Genomic DNA, 20,411 nt, shown 5'->3' on the forward strand with positions numbered 1-20,411 from the left:
AGCGCTTAAAGCCTTAACCAATATTTCGTAAAAAATCCTTATCTCTAGACAAAATCGACAAGTAAAGAACTGGCAGTACAAATAAACCAACTGCCCAATAGCTCAACTTAACATACAGAACAGCGCCTAATAACGCACCAATCACAAAGCTCATGACCAACGCTGAGCTATGAACTAACTTTTTAGCATTCTCAGACGTTCTATTTGATAAGTAATCTGATAGGCCTATTCCTAACTGCGTAGTATTGCCTGTCATCAGTACCGTTGGACTCATGTGCTTAATGACTGTTTTGCTGGCCGTATTACGAATCGCTAAAGCCGTTAAACCTAAGCCACCAGTTATCGCAACGGTAATAGCACCTGCATCGATAAAGGGTTGAAAAGACAAGCCCGCGATCATAAATGCGGTCAAAAACACTGCTTCAGCTAAGAATAAATGACTCAGGATCAGCTGCTGTTTTTTGCTTTTATCTATGTATATCTTCGTTACTACTACCGTCAAAATAAACAGCGGTACAGATGCAAGCTTAATCCATAGACCATCTTCGCCTTTCACCAAGCCGCTACCTGCTAGTACTAAGTTACCAGTAACATGAGCGGTAAAAAACCCAAACAAAGTTATAAAGCCAATGGTATCAATGGCACCGCCAACGACCGTTAGTAACACTGGCGCTTGATAACGTTGCCAAAAGCTTGATGGCTTACCATCTTGAGCACCACTCTTATCATTCTTAGATACAGTATTGTTAGATTCAATGTTGTTAGAGGCGCTGTTATGCACTGGCATTTCCGGCAAACACTACAAACTCATCCACAAACTTTTGCAGGAATTTTTGCGTGCGCTCACTGACGCTACCATCTTCATTTAGGCTATCAGTAGCATGGCCTAGGTATACTTCAGGGCTAATCATCATTTGAGCCGATAGCATTTGCATGCTTTTACGGACATCGAGACCGCTAGCTCTGCCACCATAAGTGCCAGGAGACGCTGTCACTACTGCTACTTTTTTGTCTGTCCAAGCGCTATCGCCATGAGGACGAGAGGCGATATCGATGACATTTTTTAAGGCAGCAGGCATCGTACGATTATGCTCTGGTGTGACAATCAATATGGCATCAGCATTTTTAATCTGCTTACGGACACGATCATAACTCTCAATCGTCTGGTCATCATAATCTTGATTATAAAGAGGCAAGTCTGCGATATTCACTTCTGTCACCGTGAGGCTATCTGGAAATTGCGACACCATATATTCTGCAAACTTACGATTGATTGATGCCTCTCGTAAGCTACCAATGATTAGGGCTATATTCGTCGATGCGTTCATAATGATGAAGACCTCCTCTTTACCGTACGTTAATTGATTTAATTGTGCTTAGCTTAGCGTTACTTAGCTTAGCGTTACTTAGCTTAGCGTTACTTAGCTTAGCGTTGCTTAGTGTAACGTTCTTGTTCTGGGTGCATGATCTTTATCAACTGAATAAGCACCTGGACCATGAGCAAATATCATCAGAAAACCACCCGCCATCGCAATGTTTTTCATAAATGGGTTCATCTGTGATTCGTCATTCCAGAATTGATGGAAAATAAGCGCAGAAACGATATTGAATCCAACAAATAACAATGATATTAGACGTGCTTTAAAGCCAATTAAGATAGCAATACCACCTAATAACTCAAGTGCAATCACTAGTGGCAATAGTATGCTTGGTACGCCTACCGATTCCATATAACCTGCTGTTGCAGCGTAGCCCGTAATCTTAGAAAACCCTGAAAAAATAAAAATCATTGATAAAAATAGGCGACCAATAGGGGCGCTCATATCTTGTAATTTATCCATCATTACTCTCCATAAATTTATGAATATATATTTACGAATGAATATATATTTAAGTTTTTTCGACTGTTTGTTCAGTGGAATTATTGTACACATTGACTAAATTTAGATAAACAGCAATAATCACAAATATCTGTTCTTGTTTTGAGAACAATTAATAATTACTTAATTACTTTAGCGGGGTTTATTTATTGAAGTATTTACAACAGCCCCAAATAGTACAAAAAATAACGGAAATACACATTTTTTGATACTGTTGAGCATCAAATACAGTCGTTTTTTGCTAAACTTATCAATTCAATGGATAAGCTATGCTTAACAAGCAAGCTTCCAAATTAAATCAGTCTTTGAGCTGATAACTGAAAAAGGCGGTATATTTACTCAACCCTGTACTTGCTTATATGTAACCTAATCAATTTACTTACTTAAAAAGGATTATTTATAATGACTTTAAAATCTATCAAACAAGCAAATCGCGCTATGGCTTTTGCTGCTATCAGTGCTCTTGGCCTGCTTAGCACTTTAGGTCACGCTGCTACTTACGAGCTTGACCCTCACCATACCGCAGTGCGCTTTTCTGTCGATCACTTTGGCACGACGACCAACGCTGGTGGCTTTCATAATTTATCGGGCACTCTTGAGTACGCACCTGAAGAGCAAAAAGGCTTTATAGGTATTACTATCCCTATGGGCAGCTTGAGCACAGGCCTCAAAATCTTTGATGGACATCTAAAATCTGCTGACTTTTTCAATGTAGAAAAATACCCAACGGCTTATTTTAAATCTACTGAATGGCAGTTTGATGGCGATAAAGTTAAAGCTGTTAAAGGTGACTTAACGCTGCTTGATAAGACTCACCCTGTCACTTTAACGGCTACTAAGTTTAACTGCTATGACAACCCTTTATTAAAAGCTGAAGCTTGTGGTGGTGATTTTGAAACTACTATCGATAGAACCAAATGGGGTATCGATACTTATACAGATGGCGGTATGATGAAAGACATCAAACTGGTCATTCAAGTAGAAGCTAGCAAAAAAGCAGACCTTAAATAAAGATAGTTCATCTCCTTAAGACAATCTGTAATAACACATTATTTAATAGAAGCAGGCTGGGTTTTTTAACCCAGCTTTTTTTATTTTGCGAAAGTTTTCATGGAAATTCTATTTATAGAACGCCGTTTGCAAAGCTATGAGCTAAAATAATAATACAATATAGCTGGCAACGAACAATAATAAGGTAGCTAAAATGGGACAACTAGAAGATATGGCAATGTTTGTACGCATTGTCGAAGCCGGTAGTATTACTAAAGCCGCTGAGCAGTTAGATGTTGCCAAATCGGCCGTGAGTAGGCGTCTAAAGGATTTAGAGACTCGCTTGGGCAATCAGTTGATAAGCCGGACTACGCGACAGTCTAACTTGACCGAGGCTGGTGAGCATTATTATCGACAGGCGAACAATATACTCAGTGAAGTGGACGCACTTAATGAGCAGACCAGTGGCGCACCTACACGTATTGAAGGCACGCTAAAGATGACGGCGCCACTGTCATTTGGGCTTATGCATCTGAATGATGTGATTGATGAGTACGCCAATCAGCATCCCAATTTAAGCTTCGATTTAGATTTTTCTGATAGACATGTTGACTTGATTGAAGAAGGTTTTGAGTTAGCCATTCGTATTAGAGAGCTACAAGACTCCAGCTATCAGGCAAAACGTTTAGCGCTGATTCGTTATGCGCTTTGTGCCAGCCCAAAGTATTTAGAAAAGATGGGAACGCCTGAGACCCTAGAAGACTTACAAGAACATGAGTTCTTGCAATATGGTCTGGGCAAAACAAGCACGTTAACCCTGACGGACGCGCAAGGGAAAAAACACAACCATACAATAAACGCAAAAATCAAAGCGACTAATGGTGAGTTCTTAGTGGATTTGGCAGTGAAAGGTCATGGTATTATTTTTATACCAACCTTTATCGCTTACCAAAGATTGGCCAAAGGTGAGCTAGTGCCTGTTCTTAAGCAGTATCAATTGCCCACCCTTAATGCTTATGCGGTTTACCCTAAGAACCGCTTCTTGTCACAGCGCTGCCGTTATTTGATTGACTTTATTGCAGAGCGTTTTGGCGACAATCCTTACTGGGATGAGTTCTGATAAATAATACATAAGCGGATTTAACATAGTAGAACCCAACAGTTTTCTAAAGTCGCTATAAACCTTAAAACAATGTTGCTAGTATTGTCTCAAGATATCCATCAGTCATAAGGAGATGCATTATGGATTTGCAAGCACTAGGCATGAAAGCGATTAACGACTTTGATAACGTACGCCAAAGTCCACTACCTCAAGAGCGTCTAAATACAGCTCGCAAGCAGGCAAGCGCATTCAGAGAACGCTTTATGGATGAGCCACCTGTTCAATTTTATCAAAGCGCAGATATGGTTAGAGTGCCCTACCCAACATGGTACGCTTACAGCGGCGTCTATACCCAAAGCACTTATAAATTCCCCTACCTTCATATTCTTAACCGTATTTTTATCATTCAATATCATGACTTTTTAGGCGAATTAAAGACTTTGCTGTTCTCTCCTTCTGATATCGAAGCAGACCGCGAGACGCCGTTTTTTAAGCGCTTAACGGACAAGATGCCCAACTGGTCACCGCTTGAAAGCGTGGTCGCTCCCATCATCCGTGATGTGGCAGGTGCACTTGCGGAAGTCGGCTTAGCACCAGAAGATGTTGATTACATCAGCTATGATCATCTTCATACCCAAGATATACGTCGCTGGCTTGGCACTAAAAATACAGGCACGAAAGATAACGCTGCCTACTTCCCTAATGCCAAAATTTTGGTGCATGAGCAAGAGTGGCTAAGTACCACTGCCTTGCTGCCAGTGCAAGCGGATTGGTATTGTCCCAACGGCATCGAAGGCGTCGACCCTGATAAAGTCATTAAGTTTACTGGGAGTATCCAATTGGGCAAAGGCTTGGCGCTGGTGCATACTCCAGGTCATACCGAGGGCAATCATTCACTAGTCGCGCGCGTGCCAGATGGTATAAGAGTCACCTCAGAGAATGGCGTCGGCGCAGACGCTTATGCGCCAATGAACTCAAAAGTGAATGCCATTCGTCGTTATGCTCAGCAGACAGGCATGGAAGTTATCCTAAACGGCAACACGCTAGAAGGTAGTAATGAGCAATATATCTCGATGGTCATGGAAAAAACCATCGCCGGCCCATCCAAAAACCCTGACTTTCCTAACTGCGCTTCAAGCAGTGAAGCGACCCCTTACTGGCTTATCCCTGGTCATAAAGTCAGTCATCTCATCGGCGAGGCAAAATTCGGAACTTTACAGAAAAAATCGAAAAAAAGTCGCTCAGCGCAGACAACTGCCACGAAAGATAGCTCAATGCAAAAGGAAAGTGCCTAATGGGTTATTTTACCAATAAGACGGTTTATATTACTGGCGCAGCCTCAGGTATTGGATTAGAGACTGCTAAGCAACTGATTAACCAAGGTTCTAACCTAGTACTGTTTGATGTACAACCGCTTGATGAGGTGCTATCAAGCTTGCAAGCTATGAATAAAAATGACGCTTCAATTGCAACCTATCAGTTGGATGTGACCGATGCGGATATGACCACTAAGCAAATCGCTACAGCTGCCGAAAGCTTATCGCCAGATATTTTAATGCATTTCGTGGGGATTACAGGGCCTTGGACTTTTGATGATATGAGCCAAGAGCAATTTGAGCGGGTGATGAACATCAATCTATTCGGTACACGCAACGTACTGGCTGCTGTGCGTCCGTTTTTATCACGTGGCAAGCAAGTCATGGTTACCGCTTCCATGTCATCCTTCACTGGTAGTTATGGCTACAGCTCTTATAGTGCCTCGAAGTTTGCCATTTGGGGCATGATGCAGTCGATAAACTTTGAATGGAAGCCATTGGGTATCGATATCACCGTCTTCGCCCCACCGCCGATAGATACACCATTGACACAATCTGAAGTCGGCGTCATGTCGCAAGCTGGCGTCGGTATGAAAAAGTTAGCAGGTGAGCTGAAGATTGAGGGCGCGGTTAAATCCATATTAAAAGGCGTAGAAAACCGAGAGTTCCTAGTCGTACCAGGCGTAATAGCGAACTTAATTAGATTACAGTTGCGTTTTTTTCCAGTGAAATGGGTGAATTGGATAGGCAATAAAACCGTGGCATTGTCCATGAAGAAGTAAATAGTTTGTTAATTAACTTACAGACAAAAGCCAAGCATATTGCTTGGCTTTTTTTTGTGAAAATATACTGATAATAAAAAAAGCATCATCTAGGGCGTGTTGAACATTGAGTATAAATTTCTGGCAAAAAAAATAGCGAACGGGTAATCTTTAAGTTCTCACACAAAAAAGATCTCGTTCGCTATGCCTCGTACTATGCTCAAAAATGAACACTGGACAAGACTAAGACCTATATTACTAGAACTTAATATCTATGACAAAGGAAATCTGAGACTGACCATTGAGGGCATCCTTTATCGTATGCGAACCGGCTGTCCTTGGCGCGATTTACCGGCTTACTTTGGAAAGCCCAATACTGTCTACAAGGCTTATCAACGCTGGTTTCGCAGTAATAAGCTCATTGGACTATTTGCTTTAGTTATCAGAGAGCCTGACCTTGAGTGGGTATTTATAGATGGTACTCATATCAAGGCACATCAGCACAGTAGTGGTCGTCATGAAGCTGCTCAAGCCATTAGTAAGAGTGTCGCAGGACGTGCCACTAAAATTCATCTAGCGGTCGATGCTCATGGCAATCCGATTACCTTTATTCTGTCAGATGGCACAACCCACGATGTTAAAGTCGCATCTGACTTAGTAGATAAGGTTGATTTGAGCAAGACAGACGTTGTATGTGCAGATAAAGGCTATGACTCTGACACACTACGAGAGTATATTGAACAAACAGCAACTTGTAATAATATCCCTCGGAAACGAAACACCAAGTCCTCTAACGACCATATGGATTGGGAGTTGTACAAAGCACGACATTTAGTAGAAAATGCTTTCGCTAAGCTAAAACAGTATAGAGCGGTTGCCACCAGATTTGATAAGCTAAGACAGAGTTATGAGAATACGGTCGCTCTTGCTTGTGCTTATATCTGGCTAAAATTATGAATGTTCAACACGCCCTAGTCAAAAGTCAGATGATGCTTTTACTTTAATACTTTGATTTCAATACTTTTATATCGTCAATTTTAATCTAAAGTTTGCACACCGCCACCATTTACAAACAGTGTCTGACCACTCACCCACTCTGATATGGGTGCGGAAAAATACAGCATCGCACCAGCGATATCCTCTGCTTCACCTAGACGTTTAATAGGCGTATGCGCTAGCATCTTCTCTTCAATCTCAGGCGTGAGCACTGTTTTTAGTGCGTCCGTTTGCGTGGCACCAGGGCCAACGGCATTAATACGTACTTCTGGGCCGAAGTCATGAGCTAGGTTGGCTACCATATGGTTCACCGCGGCTTTCGATGCTGCATATCCACTCATATCAGGGCTTTTGTTGATACTCGACATCGACGTTGTGATAACGATTGAGCCGTAACCTGACTTTTTCATATGCGGTACACATAGCTGACATAGGCGCCATGCGCTAAAGACATTTAACTCAAAATCACGACGGAAGTCATTCACCGAAATCTCAAACGGATTCTCTTGGCCACCACCGCCACCACCAGCGTTATTAATCAATATGTTGATAGAACCAAATGTTTCCATAGCTTTATCAACCATAGCGACCAAATCTTCATCTTTTAAGATATTACACTCAACCGCCAATGCTTTGACACCATAGCTTTCGATTTCTTGTGCAGCCGCTTTAGCATCGTCAATTTTTAAATCAGCGATGACAATATTTGCCCCAGCTTGTGCTAAACGTAGCGCAGAAGCCTTACCAATGCCATTGGCACCGCCAGTCACGATGGCAGTTTTGCCAGATAAATCGAATAATTTATCAAAGGTTTTAGGTTCAAATGCTTGCATACTTATTCCTTATAATAGTTATTTATATCATTCTTTATATTACTGGCTATAAATTGGTTGTCGGCTCTAACTGAACGACTTAATAAGTATGCGTGGTTTGGCGCATACTTATTAAATGGTTGATGTGACAAATCATCAGTCTTTTGTAATCGACACTTTACAACGAGAACAGTCGTTATAAAAATATCGTATGTTCCAGTAGCTATTAGTATTAGAAATTAGCGCTATAAATTTTACCCATAAAAAAAGCCCCACAATGAAGTGAGGCTTTAGTGCTCTTTCAAGCCATATTTGGAGCGGGAAAAGAGATTCGAACTCTCGACCCCAACCTTGGCAAGGTTATGCTCTACCACTGAGCTATTCCCGCTGAATATCAAACCGTAATATTAATAACTACTACGTCTCGATAGGCTGGCTATTTTAGCAAATATTCTGTGAGTGTCAATATGTTTTTTAAAAATTATTGCTAATATTGTTATTTCCAGACTAAGCTAAAGAGATAATCTGGCATAAACTACTGATTTAATGACAAGTATTAATCGTAAATTGTGTTTGGATTATTTTACGGTGGTAAGAGAAATATATCTGATGTTATGCTTATTTTGTTAATAACCATACGTTTTACAGTTGTAATATATTCATCTACCCTACTTATAACTTTTTTTATCGCTCACTCTTGTCTCCATGTACTATCACCTACCTTGCCTTTCTGTACTTCACTTACAATCATACGTTGTATTGTTACTTTTCCTGCATTGGTTTTACCTCGTTAACATTATTATACTTATGTCTGACAATAGTTCGGGTAAAATTTTACTGGTTAGGTAGATTAGCAGACGGTAGTAGAACTTAAATAACAAACTATCATTTTGTCTACTGTACTAATATCAGCTTTGTTCAACTTTTCTTTTTACTATTTATATCGAGGATATTTATTATGAAAAAACTGCTTACCACTACGGTAATGACAGCTTCACTGTCGGCACTTGCATTGACTGGCTGTACCAGTACCACAAATAGTGGTGCCGTTGGTGTTGACCGTCAGCAGCTGTTACTAGTCTCGAATGAGCAAGTTTTGCAATTATCAGCGCAAAGTTATGCCAAAACAATGCAAGAAGCAAAGGCGCGCGGCTTACTCGACACCAATAAAGCTCAGCTCAATCGTTTAAAGAACATCTCTAACCGTTTAATCGGTCAAGTTGGTGTGTATCGTCCAGATGCAGCGAAATGGCAATGGGAAGTGCATACTATCAAATCTGATCAGCTAAACGCCTTTGTCATGCCTGGTGGTAAGATTATGTTTTATTCAGGCATCATTGACCGTCTAAACCTGACTGACGATGAGATAGCTGCCATTATGGGTCATGAGATGTCTCATGCGCTTCGTGAACATTCACGCGAGCGTATCTCACGCGAATATGCCACTCAAACAGGTATCGGTGTAGCAGCGAGTATCTTTGGTTTGTCACAAGGTCAAGCACAGTTAGCAACCGTAGCCGGCGACCTAGGTCTAAGCCGTCCGCACAGTCGTACACAAGAAGCTGAAGCAGATCAAATTGGTCTTGAGCTAATGGCACGCGCAGGTTACAACCCGCAAGCTACTATTAGCTTATGGCAAAAAATGCAACGCGCTAGCCAAGGTGAACCACCACAGTTCTTAAGTACTCACCCAAGCAGCAGCAATCGCATTGTCGAATTACAATCATTAATGCCTAAGGTAATGCCGCTATACCAAAAATCGCGTCGTTAATCATGAGTTTTTAGACGTTATATTTTGAGTAAGTTCCTTGAATAAGTTGCTATAGATCATAACAAGCAGAGTGCAAACCATGTGTTGCGCTCTGCTTTTTTGTATCTCTAGTTAAGAAGCTTTTGCACCAAAAAACCGTTTACTCGATAATTTTTGGCAGTTAGAGATTCTGTTCTTTAGAAGTTATATTTCTTAGAAGCCATGCCCAATTTAATAGCACCCTGTACAGCTAGCAGCGTCTGCTATAATGGGCACAATATGTCATTCACAAATTGCTAAATTCTAAATAGTTACCATTAGACAAAATTTATTAAGAAAAAAACATCAAGCAAGAATACATTTAAGGATTGCTATGAATACCACACCTACTGCTGATGCTCTAAGTGCCGAGCTACAAGCCCTACAACCTCAGCATATCGAACTGATTAACGAGTCAATGAATCATGCTGGTTATTTTGAAGGTAAAGAAAGCCACTTTAAACTGACCATCGTGAGTGACGCCTTTGAAAGTAAGCGCTTGGTTGGACGCCACCAATTAATATACGGGCTGGTTACACCATTACTGACCTCACAAGGCGGCCAAGTACACGCCTTAGCTATTCATGCGTACACACCGACCGAATGGCAAGGCCAAAGCCCTGATAGCCCGTTATGTGCTGGACAAAACAAGTAGTCAGTCATATTCATATAATAATTAGATATTATAAATAAGCTTGCAAATTGCAACTGTAAAGGAAACCACATTCGATGAAACATTTACATATGCTAATGGCATTACTAGTCGTTGTACTATTTTTATATCAAAGCTATCTGGTGTTAAGCGCCAATAGACGGGCACCACGTGTGGTTAAAATAGCCAATCATATTGTCTATGCTTTAGTCATACTTTCAGGGGCTATGATGCTGATGCAGCTGCTGAGTGCGAACGCACCTGTCCAATGGGTATTTGCTAAAATAATCTTACTTGTCACTGCCATTAGCGCTAGTATTAAAGCATTCAACAATCATGCGACACCTACCCAAAGAAAAACAGGAATTCTCATTGCGGCTATTGCCTACATTGGTATTGTGATACTCGCCTTTGCTAAACCTGCAAACTTATTTTGATTCTGATTTAATCGTCGATTTATCCTTAATAAAATTATTAACTGCACGAAATTACATTTAATAATTGGTGTATTTTTCAATATCTTAATCACTTTATTTTTGCTATCTTAAACAAATACAATCACTTAGCCTTATGGAGCCACTATGAAAACTCTTACTGCAGCGACACTACTAGCATCAGCTGGCATTTTTGGTCTCTCAGGCTGCGCATCTACCGGTAATATCACGCCACAATATGTACCGCCAAGTACTTATCAAAATTATAACTGCCAAACACTTAGCCAAGAATATAACCGTGTAAATCGTTACGTTGATGCCGCTCGTAATGAGCAGTCAACTTTGTCTACTTCAGGTGTCGGTGTTGGGGTTTCTGCTGGACGCTGGGGGATCTCACCTAATATCAGCTTTGGGGTTGGTAAAAGCAACAATACTAAAGCCCGCGATGCTAAGTTATCACGGCTTTACGGCGAGCGTGACGCGATTGTTCAATCTGCCCGTATCCAGCGTTGTAGCTTCGTCAATGGCGTTAAGATTTATGGTGAATAAATAAACTATATATAAAGTCGTTAAGGTATTATCGTTATCTCATCAAAAAAGCCAATACGCAATTAACGTATTGGCTTTTTGTTGTCTAATCATAACGAGCAATAGCTCAATCCGAAATTAAGAATTTAAGCTTTGCACCCACTGGACGATTTGTCCGCTAGATAATGCTCCTGACTGACGTGCGACTTCTTTACCGTTTTTAAAAGCCACCATCGTTGGTAAGCTGCGAATATTGTAAGGTGCAGCAGCTTGCTCGTATTTATCAGTCTGCACTTTGGCAAATACCACTTGAGGTAATTGACTGGCTGCCGTTTTAAACTGTGGCGCCATCATAATACAGGGCTGACACCAGCTCGCCCAAAAGTCAACGACGGTCAGTACATCGTTTTTTTGAATGACTTTATTGGCTGTTTGCGCGTTTAGCTCATGAGGGCTACCAGTCAATAATAGTTGACCACATTTACCACATTTTGGCGCAGCACTAAGCCGTGCAATTGGTACACGATTGGTTGCTTGGCAATGCGGGCATACTAGATGAGAGTTTGGCTCACTCATTATATAACTCCTGTTTCAATGGCTATCATAGTTTATTTTTATTCAAACTATTATCTAAGCCATGTTAAATATACCATAACACTGTACTTATCCATTATCCAAGTGCGTTAATGGGTATTTTTAGATAACGAGTACCGTTGTCTTCTGGCTTTGGAAAGTGACCAGCATCAATATTGACTTGTACCGCTGGAATAATTAGACGTGGCATTCCAAGAGTAGCATCACGACGTTCACGCATCTGTACAAATTCTGCTTCATTAATACCGTCTTTCACATGAATATTGCCCAGCTTCTGCGCAGCGACAGTGGTGGTTGGGCAATGCTTGCGACCTTTACTCGGATAATCATGACACAGATACATGATCGTATTTTCAGGGAGTGCTAACAGTTTTTGGATTGACTGATACAGCGTTTTGGCATCACCACCGGGGAAGTCGCAGCGCGCCGTACCCACATCAGGTGCAAATAATGTATCCCCAACAAAGACCGCGGTTTTTTCTTTATCAGTGGCAATATAGGCCATATCAGCACGCGTATGACCTGGCACATACATCGCGGTGATGGTAATGCTACCAAGCTCTAATGTCTCACCATCGTCTGTCAAAATATCAAACTGGCTGGCATCGGTACGAAAACTGGTATCGAAGTTAAAAATCTGTTTAAATATTTTTTGTACTTCGGTGATATGCTGACCTATAACTAATTGGCCGCCAAGTGTTTCTTTTACATGGATAGCAGCCGATAGATGATCCGCATGCGCATGGGTCTCAATGATATAGATTAGCTCCCAACCATGCTCACGTACAAACTCAATGACCTCGTCAATGCTTTTGGTATCAGTGCTTCCTGAGTTGGAATCAAAGTCCAATACCGGATCGATAATCGCGCACAGTTTTTGCTGAACGTCGGCTAGTACGTGCGTATAGGTCTCGGTGTCGCTATGTAAGAATGAATGAACTTGCATGGCTGCCTCTCTACTTTTATATGAATGATTTAATCGTAAGAGTAATTAATTATATGAGCGTTCGATAATAAGAATGTTTTAATCTCTAAATAACACTTAAGTATAATATTCAGTCGTATATAATATTTAAATGTGCTAACGACTTATTTAAGACAACCAATATAGCAACTACGATACATTTTATCAATTTATATAATGTAATTAATGATAACTTGCTATAATTTTTGATATCATTGATAATTAACTATCTATTTATTAACAAGACAGCGCCCTCTATCGCTCTCTTATATAAGGAGCTCACTCTGACTACTTCTACTTCAGCATTGGGTACATCGACTCACAGCATTAGCGATGATGTATCACTTGATAATACAGCCGACTTTGCACCAATAGATCTTGCTAAGCAAATGCAACAAGCATCCATGCAAGCCAGCCAATTATTGAAGTCGCTCTCGCATCCCGATCGTTTGCTTTTATTATGCCAGCTGACTCAAGGTGAATACTGTGTCGGTGAGCTTGAAGGCTTGGTCGGTGTTGGACAGCCAAGTCTATCGCAGCAGCTGGGCATCCTACGTAAGGATGAACTGGTCACGACACGTCGCGAAGGCAAGCAAATTTACTATAGTATCGCAAGCGACGATGCCTTAGCCGTACTAGAGCTACTGTATCAACGTTTTTGTGCCAAAGCAGAATAATAGCGTACTAGCCTTACTCCTTAATACAACAGGGCTTAATGTAATGATGCTTTCTATTGTGATGACGTATTGATATGGCCTCTATCGCCGCTCGTCTGATTCCTACTTGGCTGCGTCAATACCAGCTAACAGCCTTGCCAACGGATGTCGTCGCTGGTCTTGTGGTAGGCGTACTCGTGATACCGCAAAGCCTAGGCTATGCCGTGCTCGCAGGATTGCCACCTGTTTATGGTTTATATGCGGCGATTGTGCCTGTCATCATCTACGCTTGGCTTGGCTCTAGTAATGTACAAGCTGTCGGACCAGTCGCCATTACCGCTATTATGACTGCCAGTAGCCTGCTTCCTTACGCTGAGCAAGGGACTGAGCAGTACGCGTTGATGGCAAGTTTACTGGCTCTAATGGTAGGGACGCTGCTATGGATTGCTGGGCGATTAAAGCTCGGCTGGATTATGCAGTTTATCAGTCGCGGGGTCTCGGCAGGATTTGTGAGCGGTGCTGCCGTTCTAATCTTCGTCAGCCAGCTTAAGTACTTAACCGACATTCCAATCGCTGGCAGCAGCTTAATCGGTTATCTGACGACCATGCAGATGTATGCGCGCCAACTGCATCCACTGACCTTGCTCATCGGTATTATTGCCTTTGCGCTCTTGGTTGCGAACCGCTACGCGAGCAAATGGGTATGGCGCACTTGGCTGTCATCGTCTTATGCCAAATGGGCGGAGCGCTTGTTCCCACTTATCTTACTTGGTATTGCGATTGTACTCAGTATGGCATTGAATTGGAGTGCGCTTGGAGTCGCGACCATCGGTAGTATTCCGCAAGGGCTACCGAGCTTTACGCTGCCTCATGTGCCAGATGTTCAAGAGGCGCTCAAGCTGTTACCGACCGCAGGACTGATGGCGCTTATTATCTTTGTGTCCAGTAGCTCAGTCGCTAGTACCTATGCTAGGCTACGTGGTGAAAGTTTTGATGCCAATCGTGAGCTGACCGGACTTGGATTAGCAAACCTGTCTGGTGGGCTGTTTCAAAGTTTTGCGGTTGCAGGTGGTTTTTCACGCACCGCTATCAATGTCGATTCAGGCGCCAAAACCCCAGTAGCTAGTCTTGTGACGGTGCTGGTGATGATTGCTGCGCTGATTGCCTTTGGCAATGCGCTTGCCCCACTACCCTATGCGCTACTTGGCGCCACTATCATGGCCTCTATTATTGGGCTAATCGATATTGACACGTTAAAGTCTGCTTGGCAGCGTGATCGCTTAGATGGTGCAAGCTTTATGGCGGCGTTTACAGGTGTGCTGATATTTGGGCTAAATACTGGATTGGTCATCGGCCTGATGGTGTCATTCGCCAGCCTTATTTGGCAATCAAGTAAGCCGCATGTTGCCATCGTCGGACAGCTGGGCGGTACGGGGCACTTTCGCAATATCAATCGTCACGACGTAGTGACCTTTAATAATTTATTACTATTGCGTATCGATGAGAGTCTATTCTTTGGTAATAGCGAGTCAGTGCACCTGCGTATTTTAAATGCCTTGCAGCAGTATCCAGACGCGAATGAACTTATTCTAATTATGTCAGCAGTCAATCACATTGACCTGACTGCGCAAGAGATGTTGAGCACACTTAATCAAGAGCTAGCGCTGCAAGATAAGCGTTTACACTTTAGCTTCGTGAAAGGTCCAGTCATGGATGTCATTGGACACACCCCTCTAATTACCGAGCTATCAGGACAGGTCTACCTAAGCACTTTAGATGCCGTCAATGCATTAAAAGATAGTTAGCGACCACTTTGTTTATACATTAGACCTTCAATCACTATTGTTGCCTACAACAAAATATCGCTATGATAGAGCCTGTGTTATGCTAGCTTATTGTATTGATAAACCTTCTTTAATAAATGCACTTTAACAAACTCAATTGAATCTATTTATGACCGATGATATAACGATCTATAAGCAAATTTACCCAAGCCAATGTATCAAAATTGCAGAGCTTGGCTATCGCTCAGTGCTCAATATACGTCCTGACGCTGAGGTTGATACTCAGCCTAACAGCTGTGATTTTGCCACGGCTACCGAGCAGGCCAACCTAACTTATCATCATATACCTTTTGATGATGAGCGCCTAAGCATGATGACTGTGCAGCAATTTGCTGATTTTTATCGTACCGCACCCAAACCTATATTGATGTTTTGTGGTACCGGTGCACGCGCTAAATTGCTGTATCAAAGCGCGTTGATGCAAGGCTTGTTATAACGTTTATATATTGAGCTTAAAACAATGGGTCTCAATAACAGTATCTGTTAAGAAACAATGTGTCTCAAAAAACAATGTATCTGAGAAAGTAATATCTTAAACAAACACTAACTACATTAAATAAATTATTCTAAGAAAGGAGCTCCTATGAGCCATCAAGTTAGCATTACAGGACAAATCACCCCTGACCAAGTACCTATGATTGCCGAAAACGGCTTCAAAACCATCATCAACAACCGTCCTGATGGTGAAGAGCCTGGACAACCAACCAGCGCTGATATCGAAGCGGCTGCTAAAGAAGCAGGGCTTGCTTATAAAGAAGTATCATTTGCGGGTAGTGATCTCAATCAAAATCACGTCGAAGAATTCGCGGATTTCTTTAATCAAGCTGAGCAGCCAATGCTCATATTCTGTCGTACGGGCAATCGCTCAACGGGTATCTATGAAGCGGCGAAGAAGATGGATTTGTTAGATGATTGATTCGTTGATTGATAACTTAAGATAGTCATTACAGATTATTGATAATTGCGCCCGTCCAAAATTTGGATGGGCGTTTGCCGTTATGACCATCTCGATAATAGTCTCAATAATGGTCACCACTAGCTCTTATAGGGTAAATGGTAATGGATTACTGTCATCTATCATAGCTGTTATATACCAAACAGTCTAAACTACAGCAATCACGTACCTCCTTATTAGTACTTAACTTGCTATTGTTCCAATAATAATAGAATATCGTACTGGTGAATATTTAACATTGAAGACATAATAAGACCTCATTTTTAATAGCTGAACACAGGACCATCCCTATGAAAGATGCACAAAAACCACTATTGATTATAGGTAACAAAAATTACTCATCTTGGTCACTACGTGCTTGGTTATTATTAAAAGCTTTTGACGTAGATTTCGATGAGGAGCTTATTGAGTTGCTTCATCCGTCAGCTACACAAGTTCTTGATGAGCATTCACCAACTGGCAAAGTGCCCGTTTTGATATACGCCCAAGACAAAGTTAACAACAGCGATAAGGTTACGGTGTGGGATACCTTAGCGATTGCCATTCACGCTAATGATTATCTGACAGACTTAGATATTTGGACAGGACTAAGCAAGTCTGATACTAGTATTGATACTAACAACAGGATAAATAGCGCCTATTGCCAAAGCATCGTCGCTGAGATGCACTCAGGACTGATGGGTATTCGTAGTGATATGCCGATGAACATTCGAGCCACAGCGCAGATAGAGCCAAGTGCCGCATGCTTGAACGATATCGCTCGTATAGAAGACATCTTTGAGGATTGTTTAAAAAATCGCTCAAAAGACAGTTACCTGTTTGGTCAATTCACTGCGGCGGACGCTTTTTTTGCGCCCGTAGTGCTACGCTTGCAAACTTATGCTGATACCTCGAGCATAAAATTAAAGCCGACTACTAAACATTATTGTGAGACGATGTTAAACAATCCTCATATACAAGTTTGGCGAGAAGCAGCGCTGAAAGAAACTCGTGTTATTAAAGAAGATGAAGCGGGTAAGATACTTTCGGTGGTTGGGGTATTGGCTGATTAAAACTGAAACAAACTCAAAGTGAAATGTTTGCTAAATTTTTAATAAAGTTTAAGATGATACAACCACAAGGAATGTGGGCTATTTGAAAAGTCATTCTAATATGACTTTCATTTTTACAAGGAATGTTTCATGAGTAATACTGCGCTGGCTCTACTCCCGCTGGCTCTTGCCTATATTATGTTTACCTTAGGGACAGGGTTAAAACCTAGTGACTTTAAGGTGATCGTTAATCATCCCAAAGCGTTTTTCGTCGGATTAGTAAACCAAGTCATTATTGTACCTTTAGTCGCTTTAGCAGTAGTCTTAGTGATGGGACCACCACCAGCCATCGCCTTTGGTATCATGCTGATTAGTTTTTGCCCAGGCGGCGTGACCAGTAATATGCTCACTTATTATGCCAAAGGTAATGTCGCGCTTTCAGTTGCACTTACTGGGGTGGTCAGCTTGTTATCAGTCGTTACTTTGCCCATCTTAATCACTTTAGCCTTTAACCACTTTATGCAAGACCAAGCCGGCTCTATTAGCGCCGTAAAAATTGGTGTGGTGATGTTCTTATTGACGACCTTGCCTGTTACTCTCGGTATGCTTGCTCGCTACAAATTTACTAATTTCATGGTGCGTAGAGGCAGTATTCTAAATGGCTTAGCCAGCATCTTTTTTGTATTGATTGTTTTTGCAGCCATCGCTTCCAACTGGGATCTACTAAAGTCTCAATTGACGTCAATGGGACTTGAGCTGGTTCTTATCATTATGGCCTTATTTGTGCTGAGCATTTTAACTTCTAAAGCGCTAAAGCTTAGCTGGTTTGACACCAAAACGATTTCAATAGAGACCAGTATTCAAAACAGTACGACTGCGATTACTTTAGCGCCTATCATTATGGGAACGACAGTTGGCTTACCCGCCATCGCCTTACCTGCTGCCGTATATGGAGTGCTCATGTATGTGATTGCGCTACCAATTATTGCTTTGATTCGGAATAAGAATTGAGAATTAGTTTTAGTCATTTTCTTTACTGTTAATAACCGATGAAACAATATTTATGAAACGGCTAAACGGATGCCTTTATTAGTTACTTATTAATAATCTAAACAAGACTACTACTGACCATAAAGTACGCTTATCCATATTTTTGATGTACGTTTTTTACTATAAGCATCTTTCAAGTCAATGTTAGACGAAGTCAATTTACAGAGTGTTAAGAATATGATAGATTTAGCCTGTAAAGGATGAAGCAAATAATTTAAGTGTGATTCTAAATCGAAGCACTTTTGTCTTAATAGAGTGTTGCTAACTAGTTTAGCTAGTTAGTTAAATCTATACCATCATCGGTTGGCACTGTCAATCGAAAGATGAGATATATGATTTGTAATATGATTGCTGAGAGCATAGAAATATGAATCCTTAAGTTAATTATTATTATTATTATAATTTCCAAAAACAATAGGGGTGCTACTTCTAATAGTAGCGGCTAGGACAACTTTTATTATTCGCTATATGCGCAAAATGCTAACCCCGTCATCCTTTACCCTTTCAACAGACTCTTAATAATATGCCAAATAAAACTGAACATGATATTTGGTATAAACCAAAGCAATACCCACATATTGGTATTCCTTCTACTAATCATAACGCAACTATTTCATATATTAAAAATAAAGAAAAAGTTGCTGTCCACAGTTTTACGCCTTTTATCCACAAAGTTATCTCTACTAACAGATATCGCAAAGAATATAATTCTTACGGCGAGCTAAAAAACAACGGAAAACGAGTAAATTGTGGAGTGAAAAATCGAGATATATATTACGCTAATCATTTAGATTCAAATATTTACGCCTATTACTCTTCTTTATTACATGAAAATTATGAGGGTATATTAGAAGCGCGTGACCTAGCAGATGTGGTGACTGCTTATAGAAAGATTTTGTTAAATTTGGAACAAATAGGCTCAAAAAACAATATTCATTTTGCAGATGAGGTTTTTAGTTATATTAAGAACAATGCAAGTAATGATAAAGAACTCATCGCTATTACTTTTGACATTAAGAATTTTTTTCCTAGCCTTGACCATAGTCTTTTAAAAAAAAGATGGTGCGAGGTAATTGGAGAAAAACGCCTACCGGAAGATCATTATAACGTATTCAGGAACATCACAAAGTTTGCTTACGTTGAAGAGAAGCATATCTTTAACCTATTTAACAACAAAATACTAGTAAGAAAAAATGATGGTAAATATGCCTTTAAGCCAGTAAAACGCATTGAGCATCTATATAATAAAAAGGCTATAGCTTATTGTTCTATGAAAGATATACACATCATTCGAAAGAGGGGGCTTATTCGATCGAATAAACATATCGGAGGTAAACTGAGGACTTCTGGTATTTGTCAAGGCTCTGCTATTAGTGCTACGTTAGCAAATATTTATATGTTAGATTTTGATGAAATCATTCATAAAAAAATATCTAGTATGGACGGAATCTATCGGCGCTACTCTGATGATATGGTTGTTATATGTCCAATACGTTACAAAACAGAAATTATTCAGCTTTTTAAAGATAAAACTAAAGATATCATACTCGACATTCATGAAAATAAAACACAAATTTTTCACTTTACTTACGACAATAATAGACTAGTTTGTAAGCAGGAATTCAATAATAAGATAACCCAGTACAGTATCAACAGGAATTTTGAGTATCTTGGTTTTAGTTTTGATGGCGAAAACGTTTATCTAAAGACAAGCTCTTTAGCTAAGTATTATCGAAAAATGAAAAAAGGTGTTCGAAGAGGCAGTTTTTATAGTAGTACTATCAGTAATAATACTAGAGGTGAGATTTTTAGAAAAAGACTTTATAAAAGGTACTCATACATTGGATCAAAACGTTATATCAAATACAAACGAGTCAATGGTACAACAAATCAATGGCAGCCTGATAAATATATAACGAACTGGGGTAATTATATCACTTACGCTAAAAATGCTCATAAGATAATGTCAAAATATAGCAGGATTGATTCTCAAATTAAGAGACATTGGAAGAATCTTAATCAAGAGATTCAGCGTTCCAAGTAATTAAATTATATAA

General features: G+C 40.5%; 22 protein-coding genes and 1 tRNA gene. 16 read left to right on the plus strand and 7 right to left on the minus strand.

The features are described 5' to 3' along the window. Window positions 1-13: 13 nt before the first annotated feature. The 3 genes from AK825_RS11790 to AK825_RS11800 form a co-directional block, all read right to left on the minus strand. Entirely contained in the window at window positions 14-787 is a 774-nt protein-coding gene (locus AK825_RS11790) for a YoaK family protein (protein ID WP_082785716.1), read from the minus strand. Further along, complete coding sequence (locus AK825_RS11795; RefSeq protein WP_068037654.1) at window positions 774-1,328, minus strand: NAD(P)H-dependent oxidoreductase; 555 nt, start codon at window positions 1,326-1,328, stop codon at window positions 774-776. Before AK825_RS11795 ends, AK825_RS11790 begins: the two co-directional genes overlap by 14 nt. A 108-nt stretch (window positions 1,329-1,436) precedes the next feature. Beyond that, window positions 1,437-1,844, minus strand: coding sequence for a DoxX family protein (locus tag AK825_RS11800; protein WP_264753630.1), 408 nt, complete (start codon window positions 1,842-1,844; stop codon window positions 1,437-1,439). A 438-nt stretch (window positions 1,845-2,282) separates the two neighbouring features. Here AK825_RS11800 and AK825_RS11805 point away from each other — a divergent pair, with 438 nt between their 5' ends. The 5 genes from AK825_RS11805 to AK825_RS11825 all read left to right on the plus strand — a co-directional run bounded on the left by AK825_RS11805 (window position 2,283) and on the right by AK825_RS11825 (window position 7,006). Beyond that, entirely contained in the window at window positions 2,283-2,891 is a 609-nt protein-coding gene (locus AK825_RS11805; RefSeq protein ID WP_264753631.1) for a YceI family protein, read from the plus strand. A 193-nt stretch (window positions 2,892-3,084) separates the two neighbouring features. After that, window positions 3,085-3,990 (plus strand): LysR family transcriptional regulator, encoded by a 906-nt coding sequence (locus tag AK825_RS11810; RefSeq protein ID WP_068037660.1) that lies wholly within the window; start codon window positions 3,085-3,087, stop codon window positions 3,988-3,990. 122 nt (window positions 3,991-4,112) lie between these two features. After that, complete coding sequence (locus tag AK825_RS11815; protein ID WP_203226477.1) at window positions 4,113-5,267, plus strand: hypothetical protein; 1,155 nt, start codon at window positions 4,113-4,115, stop codon at window positions 5,265-5,267. Further along, window positions 5,267-6,070 carry an SDR family NAD(P)-dependent oxidoreductase gene (locus AK825_RS11820; protein WP_068037663.1) on the plus strand — a complete coding sequence of 268 codons (804 nt, stop codon included), beginning with the start codon at window positions 5,267-5,269 and terminating at the stop codon, window positions 6,068-6,070. Before AK825_RS11815 ends, AK825_RS11820 begins: the two co-directional genes overlap by 1 nt. A gap of 183 nt (window positions 6,071-6,253) precedes the next feature. Beyond that, complete coding sequence (locus tag AK825_RS11825) at window positions 6,254-7,006, plus strand: IS5 family transposase (RefSeq protein ID WP_068034672.1); 753 nt, start codon at window positions 6,254-6,256, stop codon at window positions 7,004-7,006. An 80-nt stretch (window positions 7,007-7,086) separates the two neighbouring features. Here AK825_RS11825 and AK825_RS11830 read toward each other — a convergent pair whose 3' ends face one another. After that, entirely contained in the window at window positions 7,087-7,878 is a 792-nt protein-coding gene (locus tag AK825_RS11830) for a glucose 1-dehydrogenase (protein WP_068037666.1), read from the minus strand. Window positions 7,879-8,170: 292 nt separating this feature from the next. Then, window positions 8,171-8,245 (minus strand) — tRNA-Gly (locus AK825_RS11835). 570 nt (window positions 8,246-8,815) lie between these two features. Here AK825_RS11835 and AK825_RS11840 point away from each other — a divergent pair. The 4 genes from AK825_RS11840 (at window position 8,816) to AK825_RS11855 (ending at window position 11,281) form a co-directional block, all read left to right on the plus strand. Next, window positions 8,816-9,628, plus strand: a complete 813-nt coding sequence (locus AK825_RS11840; protein ID WP_068037667.1) for a M48 family metallopeptidase — start codon at window positions 8,816-8,818, stop codon at window positions 9,626-9,628. A gap of 352 nt (window positions 9,629-9,980) precedes the next feature. Beyond that, window positions 9,981-10,301, plus strand: a complete 321-nt coding sequence (locus AK825_RS11845) for a BolA family protein (RefSeq protein ID WP_068037668.1) — start codon at window positions 9,981-9,983, stop codon at window positions 10,299-10,301. Window positions 10,302-10,375: 74 nt separating this feature from the next. Continuing rightward, window positions 10,376-10,735 (plus strand): SirB2 family protein, encoded by a 360-nt coding sequence (locus AK825_RS11850; protein ID WP_068037669.1) that lies wholly within the window; start codon window positions 10,376-10,378, stop codon window positions 10,733-10,735. 144 nt (window positions 10,736-10,879) lie between these two features. Next, window positions 10,880-11,281: a hypothetical protein gene (locus tag AK825_RS11855; RefSeq protein ID WP_068037672.1), complete on the plus strand. Its 402-nt coding sequence runs from the start codon at window positions 10,880-10,882 to the stop codon at window positions 11,279-11,281. A gap of 117 nt (window positions 11,282-11,398) precedes the next feature. On the opposite strand, the gene trxC is transcribed toward AK825_RS11855, so the two are convergent. Both trxC and AK825_RS11865 read right to left on the minus strand, forming a co-directional pair. After that, window positions 11,399-11,836, minus strand: coding sequence for a thioredoxin TrxC (trxC, locus tag AK825_RS11860; RefSeq protein ID WP_068037675.1), 438 nt, complete (start codon window positions 11,834-11,836; stop codon window positions 11,399-11,401). Between the two features lie 94 nt (window positions 11,837-11,930). Beyond that, window positions 11,931-12,800, minus strand: a complete 870-nt coding sequence (locus AK825_RS11865) for an MBL fold metallo-hydrolase (protein WP_068037677.1) — start codon at window positions 12,798-12,800, stop codon at window positions 11,931-11,933. A gap of 407 nt (window positions 12,801-13,207) precedes the next feature. Between AK825_RS11865 and AK825_RS15035 the strand changes: the two genes are divergently transcribed. The 7 genes from AK825_RS15035 to AK825_RS11900 all read left to right on the plus strand — a co-directional run bounded on the left by AK825_RS15035 (window position 13,208) and on the right by AK825_RS11900 (window position 20,398). Beyond that, window positions 13,208-13,495: a metalloregulator ArsR/SmtB family transcription factor gene (locus tag AK825_RS15035; protein ID WP_068039438.1), complete on the plus strand. Its 288-nt coding sequence runs from the start codon at window positions 13,208-13,210 to the stop codon at window positions 13,493-13,495. Window positions 13,496-13,569: 74 nt separating this feature from the next. Continuing rightward, a complete protein-coding gene (locus AK825_RS11875) occupies window positions 13,570-15,279 on the plus strand; it encodes a SulP family inorganic anion transporter (protein WP_068037678.1) in 1,710 nt (569 codons plus the stop codon). Between the two features lie 148 nt (window positions 15,280-15,427). Then, entirely contained in the window at window positions 15,428-15,754 is a 327-nt protein-coding gene (locus AK825_RS11880) for a sulfur transferase domain-containing protein (RefSeq protein WP_068037681.1), read from the plus strand. A 147-nt stretch (window positions 15,755-15,901) separates the two neighbouring features. Next, window positions 15,902-16,234, plus strand: coding sequence for a TIGR01244 family sulfur transferase (locus AK825_RS11885; protein WP_068037683.1), 333 nt, complete (start codon window positions 15,902-15,904; stop codon window positions 16,232-16,234). Window positions 16,235-16,563: 329 nt separating this feature from the next. Next, window positions 16,564-17,325 (plus strand): glutathione S-transferase family protein, encoded by a 762-nt coding sequence (locus tag AK825_RS11890; protein WP_068037685.1) that lies wholly within the window; start codon window positions 16,564-16,566, stop codon window positions 17,323-17,325. 129 nt (window positions 17,326-17,454) lie between these two features. Beyond that, complete coding sequence (locus AK825_RS11895) at window positions 17,455-18,315, plus strand: bile acid:sodium symporter family protein (RefSeq protein ID WP_068037690.1); 861 nt, start codon at window positions 17,455-17,457, stop codon at window positions 18,313-18,315. 562 nt (window positions 18,316-18,877) lie between these two features. Further along, window positions 18,878-20,398 carry a reverse transcriptase domain-containing protein gene (locus AK825_RS11900; protein WP_068037700.1) on the plus strand — a complete coding sequence of 507 codons (1,521 nt, stop codon included), beginning with the start codon at window positions 18,878-18,880 and terminating at the stop codon, window positions 20,396-20,398. Window positions 20,399-20,411: the final 13 nt, after the last annotated feature.

This window comes from Psychrobacter sp. P11G5, assembly GCF_001593305.1.
Lineage (GTDB): Bacteria > Pseudomonadota > Gammaproteobacteria > Pseudomonadales > Moraxellaceae > Psychrobacter.